General features: G+C 59.3%; 14 protein-coding genes. 11 read left to right on the forward strand and 3 right to left on the reverse strand.

Annotated features, from left to right (window positions below; translation table 11 throughout):
- Positions 1-21 precede the first annotated feature (21 nt).
- From CFU_RS05780 to CFU_RS05825, 10 genes are all read left to right on the forward strand, one after another.
- A complete protein-coding gene (locus CFU_RS05780; protein WP_050808490.1) occupies positions 22-969 on the forward strand; it encodes a GDP-mannose 4,6-dehydratase in 948 nt (315 codons plus the stop codon).
- A 49-nt stretch (positions 970-1,018) separates the two neighbouring features.
- Positions 1,019-1,996, forward strand: a complete 978-nt coding sequence (locus tag CFU_RS05785; RefSeq protein ID WP_014005103.1) for a GDP-mannose 4,6-dehydratase — start codon at positions 1,019-1,021, stop codon at positions 1,994-1,996.
- A gap of 6 nt (positions 1,997-2,002) precedes the next feature.
- Positions 2,003-3,496: a mannose-1-phosphate guanylyltransferase/mannose-6-phosphate isomerase gene (locus tag CFU_RS05790; protein WP_014005104.1), complete on the forward strand. Its 1,494-nt coding sequence runs from the start codon at positions 2,003-2,005 to the stop codon at positions 3,494-3,496.
- The gene (locus CFU_RS05795) at positions 3,490-4,335 is read left to right on the forward strand and encodes an ABC transporter permease (RefSeq protein ID WP_274377025.1); all 846 of its coding nucleotides are present in this window, start codon (positions 3,490-3,492) and stop codon (positions 4,333-4,335) included. Before CFU_RS05790 ends, CFU_RS05795 begins: the two co-directional genes overlap by 7 nt.
- Positions 4,335-5,591: an ABC transporter ATP-binding protein gene (locus CFU_RS05800; protein ID WP_041741370.1), complete on the forward strand. Its 1,257-nt coding sequence runs from the start codon at positions 4,335-4,337 to the stop codon at positions 5,589-5,591. The genes CFU_RS05795 and CFU_RS05800 overlap by 1 nt, the downstream gene beginning before the upstream one ends.
- A complete protein-coding gene (locus tag CFU_RS05805; protein ID WP_014005107.1) occupies positions 5,588-6,988 on the forward strand; it encodes a glycosyltransferase family 4 protein in 1,401 nt (466 codons plus the stop codon). Before CFU_RS05800 ends, CFU_RS05805 begins: the two co-directional genes overlap by 4 nt.
- On the forward strand, positions 6,963-8,102 hold the full coding sequence (locus CFU_RS05810; protein WP_202946137.1) for a glycosyltransferase family 4 protein: 1,140 nt from the start codon (positions 6,963-6,965) through the stop codon (positions 8,100-8,102). Before CFU_RS05805 ends, CFU_RS05810 begins: the two co-directional genes overlap by 26 nt.
- A gap of 103 nt (positions 8,103-8,205) precedes the next feature.
- On the forward strand, positions 8,206-9,354 hold the full coding sequence (locus CFU_RS05815; protein ID WP_014005109.1) for a glycosyltransferase family 4 protein: 1,149 nt from the start codon (positions 8,206-8,208) through the stop codon (positions 9,352-9,354).
- A gap of 136 nt (positions 9,355-9,490) precedes the next feature.
- Entirely contained in the window at positions 9,491-11,251 is a 1,761-nt protein-coding gene (locus CFU_RS05820; RefSeq protein ID WP_041741371.1) for a GGDEF domain-containing protein, read from the forward strand.
- A gap of 103 nt (positions 11,252-11,354) precedes the next feature.
- Positions 11,355-13,106 (forward strand): DUF885 domain-containing protein, encoded by a 1,752-nt coding sequence (locus CFU_RS05825; RefSeq protein ID WP_014005111.1) that lies wholly within the window; start codon positions 11,355-11,357, stop codon positions 13,104-13,106.
- Between the two features lie 10 nt (positions 13,107-13,116).
- Here CFU_RS05825 and CFU_RS05830 read toward each other — a convergent pair whose 3' ends face one another.
- Both CFU_RS05830 and cadR read right to left on the reverse strand, forming a co-directional pair.
- Complete coding sequence (locus CFU_RS05830; RefSeq protein WP_014005112.1) at positions 13,117-13,998, reverse strand: LysR family transcriptional regulator; 882 nt, start codon at positions 13,996-13,998, stop codon at positions 13,117-13,119.
- Between the two features lie 9 nt (positions 13,999-14,007).
- Positions 14,008-14,463, reverse strand: a complete 456-nt coding sequence (gene cadR, locus CFU_RS05835; protein ID WP_014005113.1) for a Cd(II)/Pb(II)-responsive transcriptional regulator — start codon at positions 14,461-14,463, stop codon at positions 14,008-14,010.
- Between the two features lie 116 nt (positions 14,464-14,579).
- Between cadR and CFU_RS05840 the strand changes: the two genes are divergently transcribed.
- A complete protein-coding gene (locus CFU_RS05840) occupies positions 14,580-16,862 on the forward strand; it encodes a heavy metal translocating P-type ATPase (protein WP_041741372.1) in 2,283 nt (760 codons plus the stop codon).
- Here the strand turns inward: CFU_RS05840 and CFU_RS05845 are convergent, their stop codons facing one another.
- Positions 16,863-18,470, reverse strand: a complete 1,608-nt coding sequence (locus CFU_RS05845) for a bifunctional protein tyrosine phosphatase family protein/NAD(P)/FAD-dependent oxidoreductase (protein ID WP_148264771.1) — start codon at positions 18,468-18,470, stop codon at positions 16,863-16,865.
- Positions 18,471-18,503 lie beyond the last annotated feature (33 nt).

The following is an 18,503-nucleotide window of genomic DNA, read 5'->3' on the forward strand; positions in this document are numbered from 1 at the left end:
ACAGCAAAGGAGCGGTTGCATATGAAACGACTATTTGTTACCGGGCAATCAGGGTTTGTCGGCCTTGCTTTTGAACGCATGCGCGGGCATATCGCCGCTGCGCATGGCTGGGAACTGGTATCGGCCGATAATCCGTATGACTTGCTGGAGCCGGCAGCTTTGGACCTGGCAATCCGGCAGGCGCGTCCGGATGCCGTGATCCATCTTGCCGGACAAACCTTTATCCCGGAAGCTTTCCGCGATCCGGCGCATACCCTGGACGTCAATCTGAAAGGAACGCTGCACCTGCTGCAAGCGCTGCAGCGCAACGCTTTCAACGGTACTTTCCTTTACGTCAGTTCGGGCGATGTGTATGGCAAGGTAAATCCCGAGTTATTGCCGATCGGCGAGCAGCTGCCGGTGCGTCCGCAAAATCCTTATGCGGTCAGCAAAGCGGCGGCTGAACTGCTGTGCTATCAATGGAGCTGCAACCAGCCGTGGCGGATCCTGGTGGCGCGACCGTTCAACCATATCGGCCCGGGACAGCGCGAAGACTTCGTGATTTCCAGCGTTGCACGGCAGCTGGCGCGTATCCGCCAGGGGCTGCAAGAGCCGCGCATACAAGTGGGCGACGTCGACGTCAGCCGCGATTTCCTGGATGTCGAGGACGTCATTTCCGCCTACCTGGCATTGCTGGAAAATGGCTTGAACGGAGAAACCTACAACGTCTGCTCAGGCAAGGAATATCTGATCCGCGACATGATCGCCAGCATGCTCTACCTGACCGAGATCGATGCGCAAATCGAACAGGATCCAGCACGGCTGCGGCCTTCCGATTTGCGCAGGGTCAAGGGCAGCAATCAAAAAATCACGCAGGCAACGGCATGGCAGCCTGGCATTCCCATGCAGCAGACTTTGCTGAATGTCCTGTCGGACTGGGAGAGCAGGGTGGCAGCGGAGACTGCAACTCAAGGTCATCCGCGCCCGTGACAGAAAAATAAGCGGAAAAAATCAGAACAGACACATGGAGATAGAGGCAATGACAAAAACAGCATTGATTACCGGCGTGACCGGGCAAGACGGCGCCTATCTTGCCAAGCTGCTGCTTGACAAGGGCTACAAAGTATACGGCCTGCTGGCGCGGCGCAGCAGCGATACCCTGTGGCGCCTGCGCGAACTGGGCATCCTGGAAAAATTGCAGTTTGTCGAGGGCGACCTGGTCGACGCAACTTCCGTCATCCGCGCGGTGTGCCAGTCGCGGCCGGACGAAATCTATAATCTGGGGGCGCAGAGTTTTGTCGGCACTTCCTGGAACCAGCCGGTGGTGACCGGTATGGTGGATGGCCTGGGCGTCACGCACATGCTGGAAGCGATTCGTCAGTTCAGTCCCGAAGCGCGGTTCTACCAGGCATCCACCAGCGAAATGTTCGGCCTGATCCAGGCCGAACACCAGGACGAAAACACCCCGTTCTATCCACGCAGCCCGTATGGCGTGGCGAAGCTCTACGGTCATTGGATTACCGTCAATTATCGCGAGAGTTTCGGCTTGCATGCTTCCAGCGGCATCCTGTTCAACCATGAATCGCCTTTGCGCGGAATCGAGTTCGTTACGCGCAAGGTGACCGACGCAGCGGCGCGGATCAAGCTCGGCAAGCAGCAGGAACTGCGGCTGGGCAATATCGACGCCAAGCGCGACTGGGGATTTGCCGGCGACTACGTCGAAGCGATGTGGCTGATGCTGCAGCAAGAGCGGGCCGACGACTACGTGATCGCCACTGGCGTGACCACCAGCGTGCGCGAAATGTGCCGCATCGCCTTTTCTCACCTCGACCTGAATTATGAAGACTACCTGGTGATCGATCCGCAGCTGTTCCGGCCGGCCGAAGTGGATGTATTGCTCGGCAATCCGGCGAAAGCGCATGATAAGCTGGGCTGGAAGCCAAGAACCAACCTGGTGCAGCTGATGCAGCAAATGGTCGATGCGGACATGCGCCGCTTAACCTTGGCTAAAGAATAAGGGGAGATGAAGATGCGTACGCCAGAACCCGGCATTCCATTGACAGCAACCGCAGTCATCGTTCCGGTGGTGCTTTCGGGCGGCGCCGGCACGCGCTTGTGGCCGGTGTCGCGGGAAGGGCATCCGAAACCCTTCATCAAACTACCGGATGGCAAGAGCCTGCTGCAAAAGACTTACCAGCGGGTAGCCCAGCTTGGCATCCGTGGCGATATCCTGAGCGTGACAAACCGGGACTATTATTTCCAGAGCAAGGACGAATTCGTTTCTGCCGACCTGGGTACGCATTATCGCCCGCATTTCATCCTTGAGCCGTCCGGCCGCAATACCGCGCCGGCAATCGCGGTTGCGGCGCTGTCATTGCGTGCCCTGCATGGCGACAACACCATCATGGTAGTGATGCCGGCCGACCATCTGATCAAGGATGTGGAGTGTTTTACCGAAACTGTGCACCATGCGGTGGAAGTTGCCAAGCAAGGTTACCTGGTGACATTCGGGGTCCGTCCATTGACGCCGGAAACCGGTTTCGGCTACATCGAATGCGGCGCTCAAATCGATAGCGCCGGAGCGGCGCAGGTAAGCCGTTTCATAGAAAAACCGGATGCGGAACGCGCCGCCGGTTTTGTCGAAAGCGGCCGGCACCTGTGGAACGCCGGCATATTCTGTTTCTCGGTGTCGACCTTTTTAAGCGAACTGGAGAGGCATTCGCCTGAAATCATGGCGCTGGCCGCCGCATGCATCGAGGCCAGCCCGGCCGCGGCGTCCGCCGGCGTCTTGTTGCAGGAACTGGACAGCGACAGCTTCATGGCGATGCAAGACATTTCGATCGACTATGCGGTGCTGGAGCGTTCCGACCGGGTGGCGGTGATACCGGCCGGTTTCGACTGGAACGATATCGGTTCCTGGGGCGCCCTGCGGCAGCTGGTGGAACCTGACGAACAGGAAAATCGCGTACTGGGCGAAGCCGTGCTGATCGACAGCCGGAACAACTACATCTATTCCGAGCAGCGGCTGGTGGCGACAGTCGGCGTCAATAACCTGATCGTGGTGGATACGCCTGACGCGTTGCTGATCGCCCATCCGGACCATGTGCAGAACGTGAAGAAAGTCGTGCACCAGCTCAAGAGCACCGAGCACGCCACTTATAAGCTGCATCGCACCGTGTTCCGGCCATGGGGCAGTTATACCCTGCTGGAGCAAGGACCGAATTTCAAGATCAAGCGTATCGTCGTCAAGCAGGGCGCATCGCTCTCGCTGCAGATGCATCATCATCGCAGCGAACACTGGGTGGTGGTGCAGGGCATGGCCAAAGTGGTCAATGGCGAGCAGGAAATGTACGTCAACACCAACGAATCGACTTACATCCCTGCCGGCACCAAACATCGCCTGGAAAATCCGGGTTTGCTGGAGCTGGTGATGATCGAGGTGCAGAGCGGCGCCTATCTGGGCGAAGACGATATCGTGCGCTTTGACGACAAGTATGGCAGGTGCAAGTCATGTTGAAAGTGCGGTTGAAAATGCGGTTGAAAATGCAGATGCAGGCAAAAAACCAGACCATGCTGCGCTCGCTGTGGCACTACCGCGGCTTCATGCTCGGCAGCGTCAAGCGCGAATTCCAGTCGCGCTACCGCAATTCGATGCTGGGCGCGGTATGGATGGTGCTCAATCCGCTGGCGATGATCGTGGTCTATACAGTGATTTTCTCGCAGCTGATGCATGCGCGCCTGCCTAACGCCAGCAGCCAGTTTGCCTACGGGATTTATCTGTGCGCCGGTTTGCTGACCTGGGGATTCTTTACCGAAACCGTATCGCGTATGCAGAACGTGTTCCTGGAAAACGGCAACATGATCAAGAAGCTGAACTTTCCGCGCATCTGCCTGCCGATCATCACGGTGATGAATGCGGGCGTGAATTTTTCCATCATTTTCGGTTTGTTCCTGGGGTTCCTGCTCGTCTCCGGCAATTTTCCCGGCTGGGCTTTCCTTGGCGTGCTGCCGCTGCTGCTGATACAGATACTGTTTTCTATCGGCCTCGGCATTGTGCTTGGGGTGCTCAACGTTTTTTTTCGCGACGTCGGCCAGCTGTTCGGCATCGTGCTGCAGTTCTGGTTCTGGTTTACCCCGATTGTCTATACGGTCTCGACCCTGCCAGAGGGAGTGCAGGGCATGCTCAGATTTAATCCGATGACGGCGCTGATGGTTGCTTACCAGGGGATTTTCGTCAGCGGCGCGTGGCCGCTCTGGAGCGACCTGTGGGCAGTGGCGCTGCTGAGCGTGGCGCTGTGTGTTATCGGATTGCAGCTGTTTCGCCGGCATGCGGGCGAAATGGTGGATGAACTATGATGGGCAAGATTACAGTTAAGGGCCTGGGCAAGGCCTACAAGACATACAACGGGCGCTGGGCGCGCCTGGCGGAATGGGTGCTGCCTTTTTCCCGGCAGCGGCACCAGTTGCATTGGGTCTTGCAGGACATCGACTTCCAGCTGGCTGCTGGCGAGGCTGTCGGCATTGTCGGCGTCAATGGCGCCGGCAAAAGCACCCTGCTGAAAATGATCGCGGGGACTACCCAGAGCACCACCGGCAGCATCGATATCCAGGGAAGGGTGGCGGCGCTGCTGGAACTCGGCATGGGTTTTCATCCGGATTTTACCGGCAGGCAGAACGCCATCATGGCTGGCCAGCTGCAGGGCCTGAAAGCCGAAGAAATCGAAGCACTGATGCCGGCTATCGAGGCGTTCGCCGAAATCGGCGAATACATAGACCAGCCGGTGCGGACCTATTCCAGCGGGATGCAGATGCGGCTGGCGTTCAGCGTTGCCACCGCCAGCCGGCCGGATGTGCTGATTGTCGACGAAGCCCTGTCCGTCGGCGATGCCTATTTCCAGCACAAGAGTTTTGAACGGATCAGGGAGTTTCGCCGCGCCGGCACCACCTTGCTGATTGTCTCGCACGATCGCTACGCCATCCAGACCATTTGCGACCGCGCCATATTGCTCAATCGCGGGCGGCTGGAAATGCAAGGCAATCCGGTGGAGGTGATGGATTTCTACAATGCCATGATGGCTGAGCGCGACCGCAGCACTGTCAGGCAAGAGCGCCTGGCCGACGGCAAATTGCGGACCATCTCCGGAACCGGCCAGGCCAGCGTTGCCGAAGTCAGGCTGCTGGACGACGAAGGCAAGGAAGTCGACGTAGTGGAAGTCGGCGCGCAGGTAACGCTGGAAGTCAGGGTTGCAATCAACTCCGAAGTGCCGCGGCTGGTGATGGGCTACCTGATCACGGACAAGCTGGGGCACGCCGTATTCGGCATCAATACCCATCGCCTCAACAAACCGCAGACCGATCTGCGGGCGGGAGAAGACCTGGTTTATCGCTGGCGCTTTGCGATGGACCTCGGCAAGGGGAATTATGCAATTTCGATTTCCCTGTCGCGGGTCGATTCCCATCTCGACACCAATTATGAATGGCGCGACTACAGCGTCATTTTCCACGTGGTCAATACGCATCGCCCCGATTTTGTCGGCTGCGCATTCCTGGAGCCTGAAGTAGCCATAGTGCGGTCGCTTGGCAGCGCCAGCAAGGATGGCATAGCAGCATGACCAGACTCCTGATCGAATGTACTTATGTCTTCCATCATCCCGAAATGAATTCCGGGATACAGCGCGTCGTGCGCAATATCATCAATCATTTGCCGCGGGTGCAGGAAGAGGCGGTGTGCATTCCCGTCATATTCAAGGATGGGAAGATACTTGAAGTCATGCAGCTGGCGCCGAAACATACCGATGAGTGGCGCAGCCGGCTGCAGCAGAAACTGGAAAAGCTGGCGCAGAAACTGGTGCAGGTGCGTAACCGTTACTGGCTGCTCCATTCGCGCTTGCTGCGGTTTTGGCCATGGAGCGCTTCGCATAATGTCAAGCGCGTTACCTACGTGTTATGCCGCCTGGCCAGTTTTTCGTTCACCTTGCCCTTGTACCTGACCGAACGGGTCCTGGAAAAAATCGAAGTGCAGCCGCGCGCCTTTGAAATGGCGTGTCGCCCCGACGATATCCTGGTGTTGCTGGATTCCTCCTGGCACGCCGATTTTTTTCCTGCAGCGGAGAAGCTGCAGCGGCAGGGAGTATCCATCGTGTCGGTGATCTACGATCTGATCCCGTTGACCCATCCGCAGTTTTGCGACGGCCCGCTGGTGCAGGTGTTCGACCGCTGGTTCGAATGGATTGCAAATACGGCGGACGGTTTCATTGCCATATCCGGCACCATTCGTGATGAAGTCAACAGCGAGGTAAGGCGCCGGCTTGGCAGCGAACGCACCGACCGCCGCTGGTTTGATTTCTTCCATCTGGGATCGGAACTTGACCAGGTCCATACCGATAAATCGGTGCGCTCTTCCGTGGAAAAATTGTTCGGTTCCGGCCTTTCGATTTACCTGATGGTCAGCACTATCGAGCCGCGCAAGAACCACGCTTATTTGCTGGATGCCTTTGAGCAGCTGTGGCGGGACGGCAGCGATGTCGTATTGTGTTTTATTGGCCGCATGGGCTGGAAGAATGAACGCCTGATTGAACGCGTAAAAAAACACCCGCAATTGAAGCGGCGCCTGTTCATGTTCAACGACCTCTGCGACGTCGAGCTGGAATATTGTTATAGCCATGCTAAATCGCTGGTTTTTCCATCATTTGTAGAAGGTTTCGGTTTGCCGCTGGTGGAAGCCATGCAGCGCGGTTTGCCGGTGATGGCGAGCGATATCCCGGTGTTCCACGAGATCGGCGGTGAATTTGTCAGCTATTTTGACCTGGACCGGCCAGAGTCGCTGGCCCAGAAGATCCTGCAATTTGAAGACAGCGGCGTTTTCCCGGCGGCGCGGCACATGACACACTGGTCCTGGCTCAATTGGGAAGATTCGGCGCGCCAGCTGGTAGAGCGGGTCGTGCGCCAGGTACAAACGCAAAAGCATACGCAAAGTGAATTTCATGAAATTGAACATTGCCCTGAATAGCAAGATCCTGCTGGCGCCCCGTACAGGCATCGGCAACTATGTTGCCGAGCTGGCGCAGGCCCTGCAGCAAACGCCTGACATTGGCATGCAATATTTCAACGGCTTGCGCTGGCAGGACGAGTTGGTGAGCGAGCCGATGCCGGACTATTCGCGCTGGGCCGGCATGGCCAAGCGTTTGCCTGGCGCCTATGTTTTTCGTCGGATGCTTGAGCAGCGGCATTTTAACCAGGGCGCGCGTACGCTGCGTCCGGATGTGTACCACGAACCCAGCTTGTGGCCGCTCAATTTCAACGGACCGACGGTGATGACCGTGCACGATCTGACGCATGTGCATTTTCCGCAGACACAGCCTAAAGACCGCCTGAGGGAAATCGAGCGCAGGCTGCCGTCAGCCCTGGCGCGCGTCAGCCGGATCCTGGTCGATTCCGCATTCATCGGGCAGGAAATCAAGAAGCATTTCGGCGTGCCGGAGCAAAAAGTGGTGGTGGCGCCGCTTGCCAGCTCTGCCGTCTTCCAGCCCAGGGTAGAGCAGCAGCTTTCGGTTCGTCTCAACAATCTGGGTCTGGCTTATCGCGGTTTTATCCTGTCGGTCGGTACCCTGGAGCCGCGTAAAAACCTGTTGCTGACGCTCAAGGCGCATGCGCGTTTGCCCGCGCCTTTGCGCGAGCGCTTTCCTCTGCTGGTGGTGGGCATGCCAGGCTGGCAGGCGCAAGAATTGGACGGCGCCCTGGCGCAGGCGGTCAGCGTCGGCCATGTACGCCTGGCAGGTTACCTGGACCAGGCCGACCTTGCATGCGTCACGGCAGCGGCCAAGATCATGGTATTCCCGTCTTTGTATGAAGGTTTCGGTTTGCCGGTGCTGGAAGCAATGGCCAGCGGCACGCCGGTGATTGCGTCAGATTGCGCCAGCCTGCCGGAGGTGGCCGGTGCCGCCGCTGCATATGTCGATCCGCAGGACGAGGATGGGCTGACAGAGCAGATGCGCCGCTTGCTGGAAGACGACAAAGCCTGGATGGGGCAGCGCATAGCGGGCTTGGAGCGGTCTGTGCAATTTTCCTGGCGAAAGTGCGCAGCCATTACTGCCGACGTTTACCGGCAGGCGGCGAATGGTTAAGTGATGTCGGCTGTCGTTGGCGTAGACAGTCCGTATGGATAGAAGATGGCCTTTCACTTCTGGCTGCACAGGAAGATGGGGCAGATTACGAGGGGAGTAGACAATGCGGGTTCTTCATTTTTACAAGACCTATCAGTCGGAATCGTACGGCGGGATCGAGCAAACCATTTACCAGTTGTGCAAATGTTCGCCGGCCAGCGGGATCGAAAGCGAAGTGCTGACGCTGAGCGACGATCCCGATCCGGCGGAATTGATGTACGAAGGCCACAAGGTGCACAGGGTCAAGCTTGACCTGCAGATCGCTTCGACCGGCTTTTCGTTGTCCGCGCTGAAGCGTTTCTCGCAACTTGCTGCCGAAGTCGATATCGTGCACTACCATTTTCCGTGGCCGTTCATGGATCTGGCCCATTTTGTCACGCGCATGAACAAGCCTAGCGTAGTGACCTATCATTCAGACATCGTGCGCTACAAGACGCTGTTGCAGTTGTACCGGCCGCTGATGCACCGCTTCCTGAACAGCGTCGACGCCATCGTCGCCACTTCTCCGAATTACCTGCAGACCAGTTCGGTGCTGGCCGGGTACAAGGACAAGACGCAGGTCATCCCGATCGGCCTCGACAAGAGCAACTATCCGACGCCGTCGGCGGCCGTGACGGAGAAATGGCAAAAGCAGATCGGCGGGCGTTTCTTCCTGTTCGTGGGCGCCATCCGCTATTACAAAGGTTTGCACATCCTGCTCGATGCCGCGCGCGGCACCGATTATCCGATCGTGATCGTAGGCGCCGGGCCGATCGAACAGGAGCTGAAGCAGCGGGTCCAGGAGCAGGGCTTGCGCAACGTGATCTTCCTCGGCATCGTCAGCGATGAAGACAAGGTTGCGTTGCTGCAGCTGTGCTACGCCATCGTGTTCCCGTCGCACCTGCGTTCGGAAGCGTTCGGCATCTCCCTGCTGGAGGGAGCGATGTACGGCAAGCCCATGATTTCCAGCGAGATCGGCACCGGCACCAGTTATATCAACAACCATCGCGAAACCGGCCTGGTGGTTCCCCCCAGCGACCCGGATGCCTTCCGGCTGGCGATGCAGCAATTATGGGACGACCCTGAACTGGCGCGGACCATGGGTGCGCGGGCGCAAGCGCGTTATCAGAAACTGTTTACAGCCAGGGTGATGGGAGAGAGTTATGCCGGTCTCTACCGCGACGTACTGCAGATGCATGGACAGGCCGAAACGCAGGTAAGCCTGGAGGCTTGAACAGCCCGGCAAGTTGCGGTTTTTGCGAGGTGTGATACGATCATTTAATGAATAATCTATTTATATTTCGTTTTAAATAGATTGTAACTATTAAAAACAATGTATTACATTCCCGTCGGGGCGTATGTTATTTCGTATGTCGCTCAATCGCTTGTTCTGGCTGATTTCGATCTTGCTGATGCTGCTTTTCCTGGTCCTGATCGGCCGGATCGTTAGCAGCGAATGGGCCGTATACGAACGCAGCACAAAAAGCATGCCCGCCATCAGGAACCTGCAGCTGGCATTGCTGGCGGAAGAAAAGCTGGCGGCCGAGCGCGGCCCTGGCAACTCGCTATTGCTGCAAGAACCGGACGCTGCCGCCAAGGAATTTGCAGGACTGGACCAGGCGCGTTTTGCGAGCGATCGGGCGCTGGCAAGCTTGCGCCGCGCCTTGCAAATGCAGGCGGTTCCCCAACTGGCGCCGGTGATCGCGCATGTTGCGTCGACCGAGCAGGCGCTGGCGACGATGCGCAAAGAGATGGATCTGCTGCTGGCGCTGCCGGTACGGCAGCGCGACGTGGCCGCGGTCGATGCCGTGCTGCAGATGATGGCCCGTGCGGACAGCGGTTTTGCCCCGGCAATCGTTGCTCTGGCCGATGTCGCCGTCCGCTCCGACCCGCAGCTTAGCGACGGCCTGGAAGGCGCACTGCTGGCTTCCAGCCTGCGTAATATCGCTGGCCGGATTGGCGCCGTGTTTACCGCGCCGGTGATCGCTCACCGGCCTTTGACCTCCCAGGAAATCTACGCATTTTCCAGGCTGTCGGGTGAGATCAGTCAGCTGTATTCCGGGATTGAACTGCAATTGCGTCCTTACCAGGATAATCCGGTTTTGAAAGCTGCCCTGGATGCGGTGCGCGATCGTTATCTCGGCGCCGGCCTGGGTTTCCTGAACGAGCTGTTTGCAATCGGACGCAGCTCCGGAGACTATGGTCTGAGCGCCCGCGAAATGGTGGTTCGCTACGTACCGAGAATGGCCGCGATTCCGCATCTGCGCGACCTGGTCCTGGCGGAAATGCTGCAGCAGGCCAGGCGCCAGAACAGGCAGGCCGCCTTTTTCCTGGTGGCGGCAACCGTCCTGGGCGCGGTTGCTCTCGCTATTTTCGTGCTGCTCATGCAGGTGATACGGTTGCGTGTCTTGCGTCCTATCCTTGACGCCACCGATCTGTTCGTATCGCTGGCCGACGAGCGGTTCAACACGGTAATCCCGATGCCGCGCCATGACGACGAAATCGGCGTCATGATGCGCGTAATCCATGTGCTGAAGGCGCATAGCCTGGCCAAGGTCCGCCTGGAAAAACAGCGCGAAGAAATGATCGCGCAATTGCAGACTTTGTCCGATACGGATTTCCTGACCGGCCTGCTGAATCGCCGCGCTTTTTTCGCGCAAGGCGAGCAGCAATTCGGCATTGCCCAGCGCTACCGGCGGCAATTGACGCTGATCTTGATGGACGTCGACCATTTCAAGACTGTCAATGACCGTTACGGACACCAGGCCGGCGACCAGGTATTGCGCGTGGTAGCGGACCTGTGCCGGCGGCATCATCGCAAGGTCGACCTGCTGGCGCGATACGGCGGCGAGGAATTCCTCCTGATGCTGCCCGAAATCGACTTGTCCCAGGGATTTGCCGCGGCCGAGAAATTGCGCTGTGCCATCGACTCCTGCGATTGCCAGCTGGATGGCGGCGAGATAGTCAATGTCACCGCCAGTTTTGGCGTGGTGGCTTTTGAATGCGACAACGACCTTGAAAGCCTGATAGGCCGCGCCGACCAGGCCTTGTACCAAGCCAAGCACAGCGGCCGCAACATGGTGGTGGCGGCGCCACGCGGTAAATCCGACGAGACGATTATCTTTGCCTGATCCCGTTTTTCAGGCTGAAACGGAACAGCGGGCAGGAGATTTCCATCAAGAATGTTTCCCTGTTTAGTTTGCTAGAATGGCGAGCTAATCTTCGGAGACATGGATGAACAAATTCCTTTTTCTTTTTGGCCTGCTACTGGCGCCGCTCGGCCAGGCGGCGACACCGCAGCAGCAACTCAATACGCTGTTCGACAGCGACTGGCAATGGAGCATGCGCAACGCGCCCGAATTCGCTACCGCGGTCGGCGACAATCGTTATAACGACCGCCTGTCGGATGCATCGCTGGCCGCCAGCCTGGCCGGCAATACTCACCAGCAGCAGATGCTGCTGCAAGCCGAGCGCATCGACCGCAGCAAGCTGAGCGGCCAGGACCTGCTTTCGTATGACCTGTTTATCTATGAAAAACAGAAAAACATCCAGGCTGCGAAGTTTTATCCGTATAACCCGGAGCCGATCTCGCAATTGAGCGGGGTCCAGTTCGAATTTCCTCAGCTGGTAGCGCAGACGCCGTTCAGCACTGCCAAGGATTACCGCAACTACCTGGGACGCTTGCGCGCTTTGCCCAAGTATGTCGACGGCGTGATCGCGCAATTGCAGCAAGGCGTCAAATCCGGTTGGGTCGCGCCCAAAGTCACGATGAGCGTGGTTCCCGGACAACTGCAGGAATTTGTCGCCAAGCTCGACCGCAGTCCCCTGGCTGTCCCGTTCAAGGACATGCCGGCCTCGATCCCGGCGGCGCAGCGCGCAAGCCTGGCGCGTGAAGGCCAACGCTTGCTGCACCAAGGCGTGGCGCCGGCTTTCCGCAAGCTGGAGGCGTATATCAGCAACAGCTACCTGCCAGCCTGCCGCGACAGCATAGCAGCCTCCAGTTTGCCTGGCGGCGCGGCGTATTACGCCTACAAGGTGAAGGAAAACACAACCACCGGCATGACGCCGCAAGAGATCCATGACGTTGGCTTGCAGGAAGTGGCGCGGATCCAGGGAGAAATGAAGCTGGTGATGCAGCAGACCGGTTTCAAGGGAACGTTTGCGGAATTCATCACTTTCCTGAATACCGATCCGCGCTTCTATTACACCAAACCGGAAGATTTGCTGGCCGGTTACAAGGACATCATCAAGAAATCTTCGGCACAGCTGCCGCGCTTTTTTGCCGATATTCCGCGTGCTCCGGTCGATGTCAAAGCGGTGCCGGAAGTAGGCGCCGAGAACCAGGCCGGCGCTTACTACGAACCGGGAACGCCGGACGGCTCGCGGCCGGGCTATTTCGTTGCCAACCTGTCGAAGCTGGATTCGCGCCCCAAGTGGGAAATGGAAACTCTGACCTTGCATGAATCGGTCCCGGGCCACCATCTGCAAACCGCGCGCGCCCAGGAAATCAAGGGCTTGCCGGAATTCCGGCGGTTCGGCTGGTACGTCGCGTTTGGCGAAGGCTGGGCGCTGTATGCTGAAAGCCTGGGCGGTGAAATGGGCTTCTATACCGATCCCTACTCGAAATTCGGCCATCTCAACGATGAGCTGTTCCGCGCCGCCCGGCTGGTGGTGGATACCGGCATGCATGCACTGGGCTGGAGCCGGCAGCAGGCGATCGACTACATGAATGTGAACACCGCCAATCCGCCGCACGACAACCAGGTCGAAATCGATCGCTATATCGTCGATCCGGGCCAGGCGTTGGGCTATAAGATCGGCCAGCTGAAAATCAAGGCCTTGCGGGAAAAAGCGCAGCAGGAGCTGGGCAGCAAGTTCGACCTGCGGCGCTTCAACAACGCCGTCATCGACAATGGCGCCTTGCCGCTGGAGATGCTGGAAACGCAGATAGATCTGTGGATTGCGCAGCAGGCTTCGGCGGCTTGAAATCCGAGGGTTAGAGTTTTAGCTGCAGGAAATCGAGGAAGCAGCTGATGCGCCGCGCCAGCTGTGTGTTCCTGTAGTACACCGCGTGGATCTGCTGGCGATAACCGTTGTTATGGCTTGCCAGGATGTCGGTCAGGGTTCCTCGCGCGATATCTTCGCGCACCATGAACGCCGACAGGCAGGTAATGCCCAGGCCCTGCAGCGCCAGTTGGCGTATGGTTTCGCCGCCCGAAGCCAGCAGCGTCGGACTGATCGCCAGGTTTTCTTCCTGCTGCTGCCGCAGCGGCCAGGTGTTGAGCGATTCCGGCTGGGTGAAGCCGATCAGCTGGTGCTGCTCCAGTTCTTCCGCGCTGGCCGGCGTGCCGTGTTTGCGCAGGTATTCGGGGCTGGCGACGATGTGCTGCAGGCTCGATCCGAGGCGGCGCGCATGCAGCATCGAGTCTTGCAGTGCGCCGTGGCGGATGGCGATGTCGGTGCGCTGCTGCAGCAGGTCGATGTTCTGGTCGTTGCTGGTCAGCTCCAGCGTGATGTCCGGGTAGTTGCTGCGGAATTCGGCGATGTGCGGCACTATGCAATGCAGCATGAAGGGAGGCGAAGCGTCCACCCGCAAGCGTCCTGACGGTCTTTGGTGACGCACCTGGATCGCCTCTTCGGCTTCTTCCATCGCCGCGATGATCGTGCGCGCCTTTTCCAGGAAAAGATGGCCTTCTTCCGTCAGCTCCATGCGGCGCGTGGTGCGCGTCAGGAGCGAGGTGGCCAGTTTCTGTTCCAGCCGCGACAAGGCGCGGCTCAGGCCGGACGTGGTCTGTCCCAGCTGTTCGGCTGCAGCGCTGAGCGTGCCGCTGTCAACCACGGCGATAAAAATCCGCAGGTCATCGGAGTGGATATTCATCGTGTCGGTTTAATGGACGCCGCCGCCGTGGCTGCCAAGGTTGGCCGGCGCTTCGTCTTCCATGTCGGCCAGGCCTTGCAGGATGCCGCAATCCTTGGCGGCTTGCGTTTTCTGGCATTGCTTGCGCAACTGTTTGAGCTGGGTCTGCAATGCTTTCAATTCGCTGATGCGGTCGGCGACGTGCTCGATATGGTGGTCCAGCAAGCTGTTGACCTCGGCGCAATTGTCTTCCGGCAGGTCTCGAAACTGCAATAACCTGCGCACTTCGTCCAGCGTCATGTCCAGCGAACGGCAATGGCGGATGAACTGCAGGCGCTCGATATGCGCCTGTCCGTACAGGCGGTAATTGTTTTGCGAGCGCGCCGCCAGCGGCAGCAGGCCTTCGCGTTCGTAGTAGCGGATGGTTTCCACCGGGCAGCCGGCATGGCTGGCCAGCTCTCCGATTTTGAGTGAAATTGCGCTCATGGCAGCTCTTTCCGGGTTATTTCAAGATAAATCCTTGACCTTATAGTAGCTACAGGGTTTTAAATATGCAAGGAGTAATCAATTGCATCTTCAAAACCCGAATCAAGGAGCACATCATGGGCCGTTGCGAACACGACCATAACGATCACCAGCATGGTCACGAGCATAAGCACGATCACAAACATGAGCACCAGCATGCGCACGCAGATGCGGGCGCATCCGCCGCCGGCCGTGCGCCGCTGATTGCAGGGGCGGAACAGGCGGTGTTCCTGATCCAGAAGATGGATTGCCCGACCGAAGAAAAACTGATACGCGACAGATTCAGGAACATGGCCGGCATCGAAGCCATGCAGTTCAACCTGATCCAGCGCGAGCTGACGGTCCAGCATCGCCTGCCTTCGGTGGATGCCATCGTTGCCGCCTTGAAGGCGCTGGACCTGGAGCCGGTGCTCAAATCGGACACGCTGACCGGCGCCGCCGATCTGACCGCCAGCGACGGCGCTTTCAAGATATCCCGCAGGAAGTGGCTGCTGATGGCGCTTTCCGGCATGACCGCTGTTGGCGCCGAGGTAGTGGTCTGGAGCGGCGGCCAGGATAGTTCATGGCTGGTGATCGGCCTGGCCCTGGTAGCGATTCTGAGCGGCGGCCTGGATACCTTGAAAAAGGGCTGGATTGCATTGCGTAATTTTTCCCTCAACATGAATTTCCTGATGTCGCTGGCGGTGATAGGCGCGGCCATCATCGGCCAATGGCCGGAAGCGGCGGTAGTGATTTTCCTGTTCGCGCTGGCGGAAATGATCGAGGCCTTGTCGCTGGACCGCGCCCGCAATGCGATCAAAGGGCTGATGGCGATGGCGCCGGACCTGGCCACGGTGCAAGGCGCCGAGGGCGAGTGGCGCGAGGTCGCCACCGGCGAGGTGGAACTGGCGGCGCTGATCCGCGTCAAGCCGGGTGCGCGCGTGCCGCTCGATGGCCTGGTGACCGACGGCCAGACCACCATCAACCAGGCCGCGATCACCGGTGAAAGCATGCCGGTGGAAAAACAGGCCGGCGACCAGGTGTTTGCCGGCACCATCAACGAGCGCGGCTCCTTTGTCTACCGGGTGACCGCGCTGCAAGCCAATTCGACCCTGGCGCGCATCATCAAGAGCGTGCAGCAGGCGCAGGGCGAGCGCGCGCCGACCCAGCGTTTCGTTGATCAGTTTGCGCGCTATTACATTCCGGTAGTGGTGCTGGCTGCGTTGCTGGTCGCCACCTTGCCGCCGCTGCTGATGGGCGCGGAGTTCTATCCGTGGCTGTACAAGGCCCTGGTGCTGTTGGTGATCGCCTGTCCTTGCGCGCTGGTGATTTCGACGCCGGTGACGGTGGTGAGCGGGCTGGCGGCGGCGGCCAGGAGCGGCGTGCTGGTCAAGGGCGGGGTGTACCTGGAGATGGGGCGCAAGATCAAGGCGCTGGCGCTGGACAAGACCGGCACGCTGACCTTGGGCAAGCCAGGCGTCACCGATGTGCAGCTGGTGCAGCCGGCGGCTGATGACGACCTGCTGCACCAGCTGCAGCGCCAGGCCGCGAGCCTGGCCAGCCGTTCCGACCATCCGGTGTCGGGCGCGGTAGCGGTGCACTGGCAAACCTTGGCCAATGCCGGAAACCTGTTTGAAGTCGGCGCGTTTGAAGCGTTGACCGGCCGCGGCGTGCAAGGCAGTATCGACGGCCAGCAATTCTATCTTGGCAATCATCGCCTGGTGCACGAGATGGATATCTGCAATCCAGCGCTGGAAGCGCGCCTGTCGGCGCTGGAGAGCGAAGGCAAGACCACCGTGGTGCTGTGTTCGGCTACCCAACCCTTGCTTATCCTGGCAGTGGCCGATACGGTGCGCGACATTGCAGTCGAAGCAGTCGCCAGGCTGCAGGCAATCGGAGTCGAAGCTGTCATGCTGACCGGCGACAATGCGCATACCGCGCAGGCCATCGCAACCCAGGTCGGCATCAGCGACGCCCGCGGCGACCAGCTGCCGCAAGACAAGCGCGACGCCATCAACGACTTGCGCGCGCGTTACGGCTACGTCGGCATGGTGGGCGACGGCATCAACGATGCGCCGGCGCTGGCGCAAGCCGATATCGGATTTGCGATGGGGGCGGCAGGCAGCGACACGGCGCTGGAAACCGCCGACGTGGCGCTGATGGATGACGACTTGCGCAAGATCGCGGACTTCATCCGCTTGAGCAAAAAGACACACACGGTGCTGATGCAAAACATTACGTTGGCGCTAGGCATCAAAGCCATCTTTCTGGTGCTGGCGCTGACCGGCGAAGCCACCCTGTGGATGGCGGTGTTCGCCGACATGGGAGCGAGCTTGCTGGTAGTGTTTAACGGCCTGAGGTTGCTGCGGGCATTGCGCTGATCATGGATGCTCGGCGGATTCCGAGGACTTCGCCAGCCACTCTTTGCCTCTCAGCATCAGCTTCCAGTAAACCCAGGGCAGCACGGTAGTCTTCAGGAACCAGGCGCTGCGGCGGGCGACGGTCGGGTCGAGCCGGAAGGTCGGCAGCAGCTTGCCGCCATAACCGAACTCGGCCAGTATCACCTTGCCTTTTTCGACTGTGAGCGGGCAGGCGCCGTAACCGTCGTAACGCGCGTCCAGCGGTTTGCCGGCGCAGGAGGCGAGCAGGTTGCTTGCCACCACCACGGCTTGTTTGCGGATCGCCGCCACGGTCTTTGCGTTGGCGGTCGAGCACACGTCTCCCAATGCGAACACATTCCTGTATCGGACATGCCGCAGCGAAGCCGGGTCGACTTCGCACCAGCCGTCGACATTGGCCAGCGGGCTGTTGCGCACCGCATCCGGGGCAACCTGCGGCGGCACCGCGTGCAGCATGTCGAACGATTTTTGCTGGCGGCTGCTAACGCCGGCATTATCCTTGACGTCGAACCACGCCAGTTTGTTTGGGCCGTCGACCTTGACCAGATTCGATTCAAGCACCAGGCGCGCCTGGTATTTTTTGACATAGCGCATCAGCGGCGGCACAAATGCCGCGACGCCGAACAGTGCAGTGCCGGCGTTGTTGAATTCGACCTCTATCTGTTTCAGCAAGCCTTTGCGCAGCCAGTGGTCGCACGAGAGGTACATGGCTTTTTGCGGCGCGCCGGCGCATTTGATCGGCATGGCCGGCTGCGAAAACAGCGCCTTGCCCTGTTTTAATTGCGACACCAGTTGCCAGGTGTATGGCGCCAGGTCGTGGCGGTAATTCGAGGTCACGCCGTTTTTTCCCAACGTTTGTTCCAGGCCCTCTATCCTCTCCCAGGCCAGCCGCAAGCCGGGGCAGACGATCAGCTGCTGGTAGGCGATCAGGCAGCCGTTGTCGAGCCGGATGCGGTTATGGTCGGGCAAGAATTCAGACACCGCTTGCGGGATCCACTGCGCACCCGCAGGTATCAGCGACGCCATCGGCCGCACGGTTTTTCTGCTGTCGAAAATGCCGCGCCCGACCAGCGTCCAGGCCGGCTGGTAATAATGCTGGCTGCTGGGATCGACGATTGCGATCTGGGCATTGGGAGCGCGCTTGAGCAAGCTGCTCGCAACCGCGATGCCGGCGGAACCGCCGCCGACGATCACGATTTCATACTGCTTGAGCTTATCGTTGCCGGCGCCGGCTGCCTGGACCGGCGCGTCGATCAGGTTCGCCAGCCGGAAGATGTTGGTCGAGCGGTTGCCGGTGCGGCAAAAGGCCAGGACCGGGGCCGGCATGTCGGCCAGCAGCAGGCGCAGCGCCGCGCCGTGTTCTTTGCTGAGATGGGTAGCGTCGGCGGGCAGGTAGCTGAAAGCCAGGCCAAGCGCTTCGCAAGCCGCGGCCAGCTCCTTGCTGCCCACGTGGTGGCCGCCGTCTTCAGCGTCAGGGCGATTGCAGATCACCGACTTGTAGCCGGCGGCCAGGATGATGGGCAAGTCTTCCAGTCCGATTTGACTGGCGGTTGAAAAAAAGTCGTTATGCTTGAAGAGATTAAAGTTCATAGGTGCTGATTCCATCGTGATGAGCGGGTGGCA

This window comes from Collimonas fungivorans Ter331, from assembly GCF_000221045.1.
In the GTDB taxonomy this organism is placed as follows: Bacteria; Pseudomonadota; Gammaproteobacteria; order Burkholderiales; family Burkholderiaceae_D; genus Collimonas; species Collimonas fungivorans_A.

Excerpts from the sequence above, each read along its gene's own strand:
- CFU_RS05780 (WP_050808490.1), top strand. The coding sequence starts at position 22 with ATGAAACGACTATTTGTTACCGGGCAATCAGGGTTTGTCGGCCTTGCT.
- CFU_RS05785 (WP_014005103.1), top strand. The coding sequence starts at position 1,019 with ATGACAAAAACAGCATTGATTACCGGCGTGACCGGGCAAGACGGCGCC.
- CFU_RS05790 (WP_014005104.1), top strand. The coding sequence starts at position 2,003 with ATGAAGATGCGTACGCCAGAACCCGGCATTCCATTGACAGCAACCGCA.
- CFU_RS05795 (WP_274377025.1), top strand. The coding sequence starts at position 3,490 with ATGTTGAAAGTGCGGTTGAAAATGCGGTTGAAAATGCAGATGCAGGCA.
- CFU_RS05800 (WP_041741370.1), top strand. The coding sequence starts at position 4,335 with ATGGGCAAGATTACAGTTAAGGGCCTGGGCAAGGCCTACAAGACATAC.
- CFU_RS05805 (WP_014005107.1), top strand. The coding sequence starts at position 5,588 with ATGACCAGACTCCTGATCGAATGTACTTATGTCTTCCATCATCCCGAA.
- CFU_RS05810 (WP_202946137.1), top strand. The coding sequence starts at position 6,963 with ATGAAATTGAACATTGCCCTGAATAGCAAGATCCTGCTGGCGCCCCGT.
- CFU_RS05815 (WP_014005109.1), top strand. The coding sequence starts at position 8,206 with ATGCGGGTTCTTCATTTTTACAAGACCTATCAGTCGGAATCGTACGGC.
- CFU_RS05820 (WP_041741371.1), top strand. The coding sequence starts at position 9,491 with ATGTCGCTCAATCGCTTGTTCTGGCTGATTTCGATCTTGCTGATGCTG.
- CFU_RS05825 (WP_014005111.1), top strand. The coding sequence starts at position 11,355 with ATGAACAAATTCCTTTTTCTTTTTGGCCTGCTACTGGCGCCGCTCGGC.
- CFU_RS05830 (WP_014005112.1), bottom strand. The coding sequence starts at position 13,998 with ATGAATATCCACTCCGATGACCTGCGGATTTTTATCGCCGTGGTTGAC.
- cadR (WP_014005113.1), bottom strand. The coding sequence starts at position 14,463 with ATGAGCGCAATTTCACTCAAAATCGGAGAGCTGGCCAGCCATGCCGGC.
- CFU_RS05840 (WP_041741372.1), top strand. The coding sequence starts at position 14,580 with ATGGGCCGTTGCGAACACGACCATAACGATCACCAGCATGGTCACGAG.
- CFU_RS05845 (WP_148264771.1), bottom strand. The coding sequence starts at position 18,470 with ATGAACTTTAATCTCTTCAAGCATAACGACTTTTTTTCAACCGCCAGT.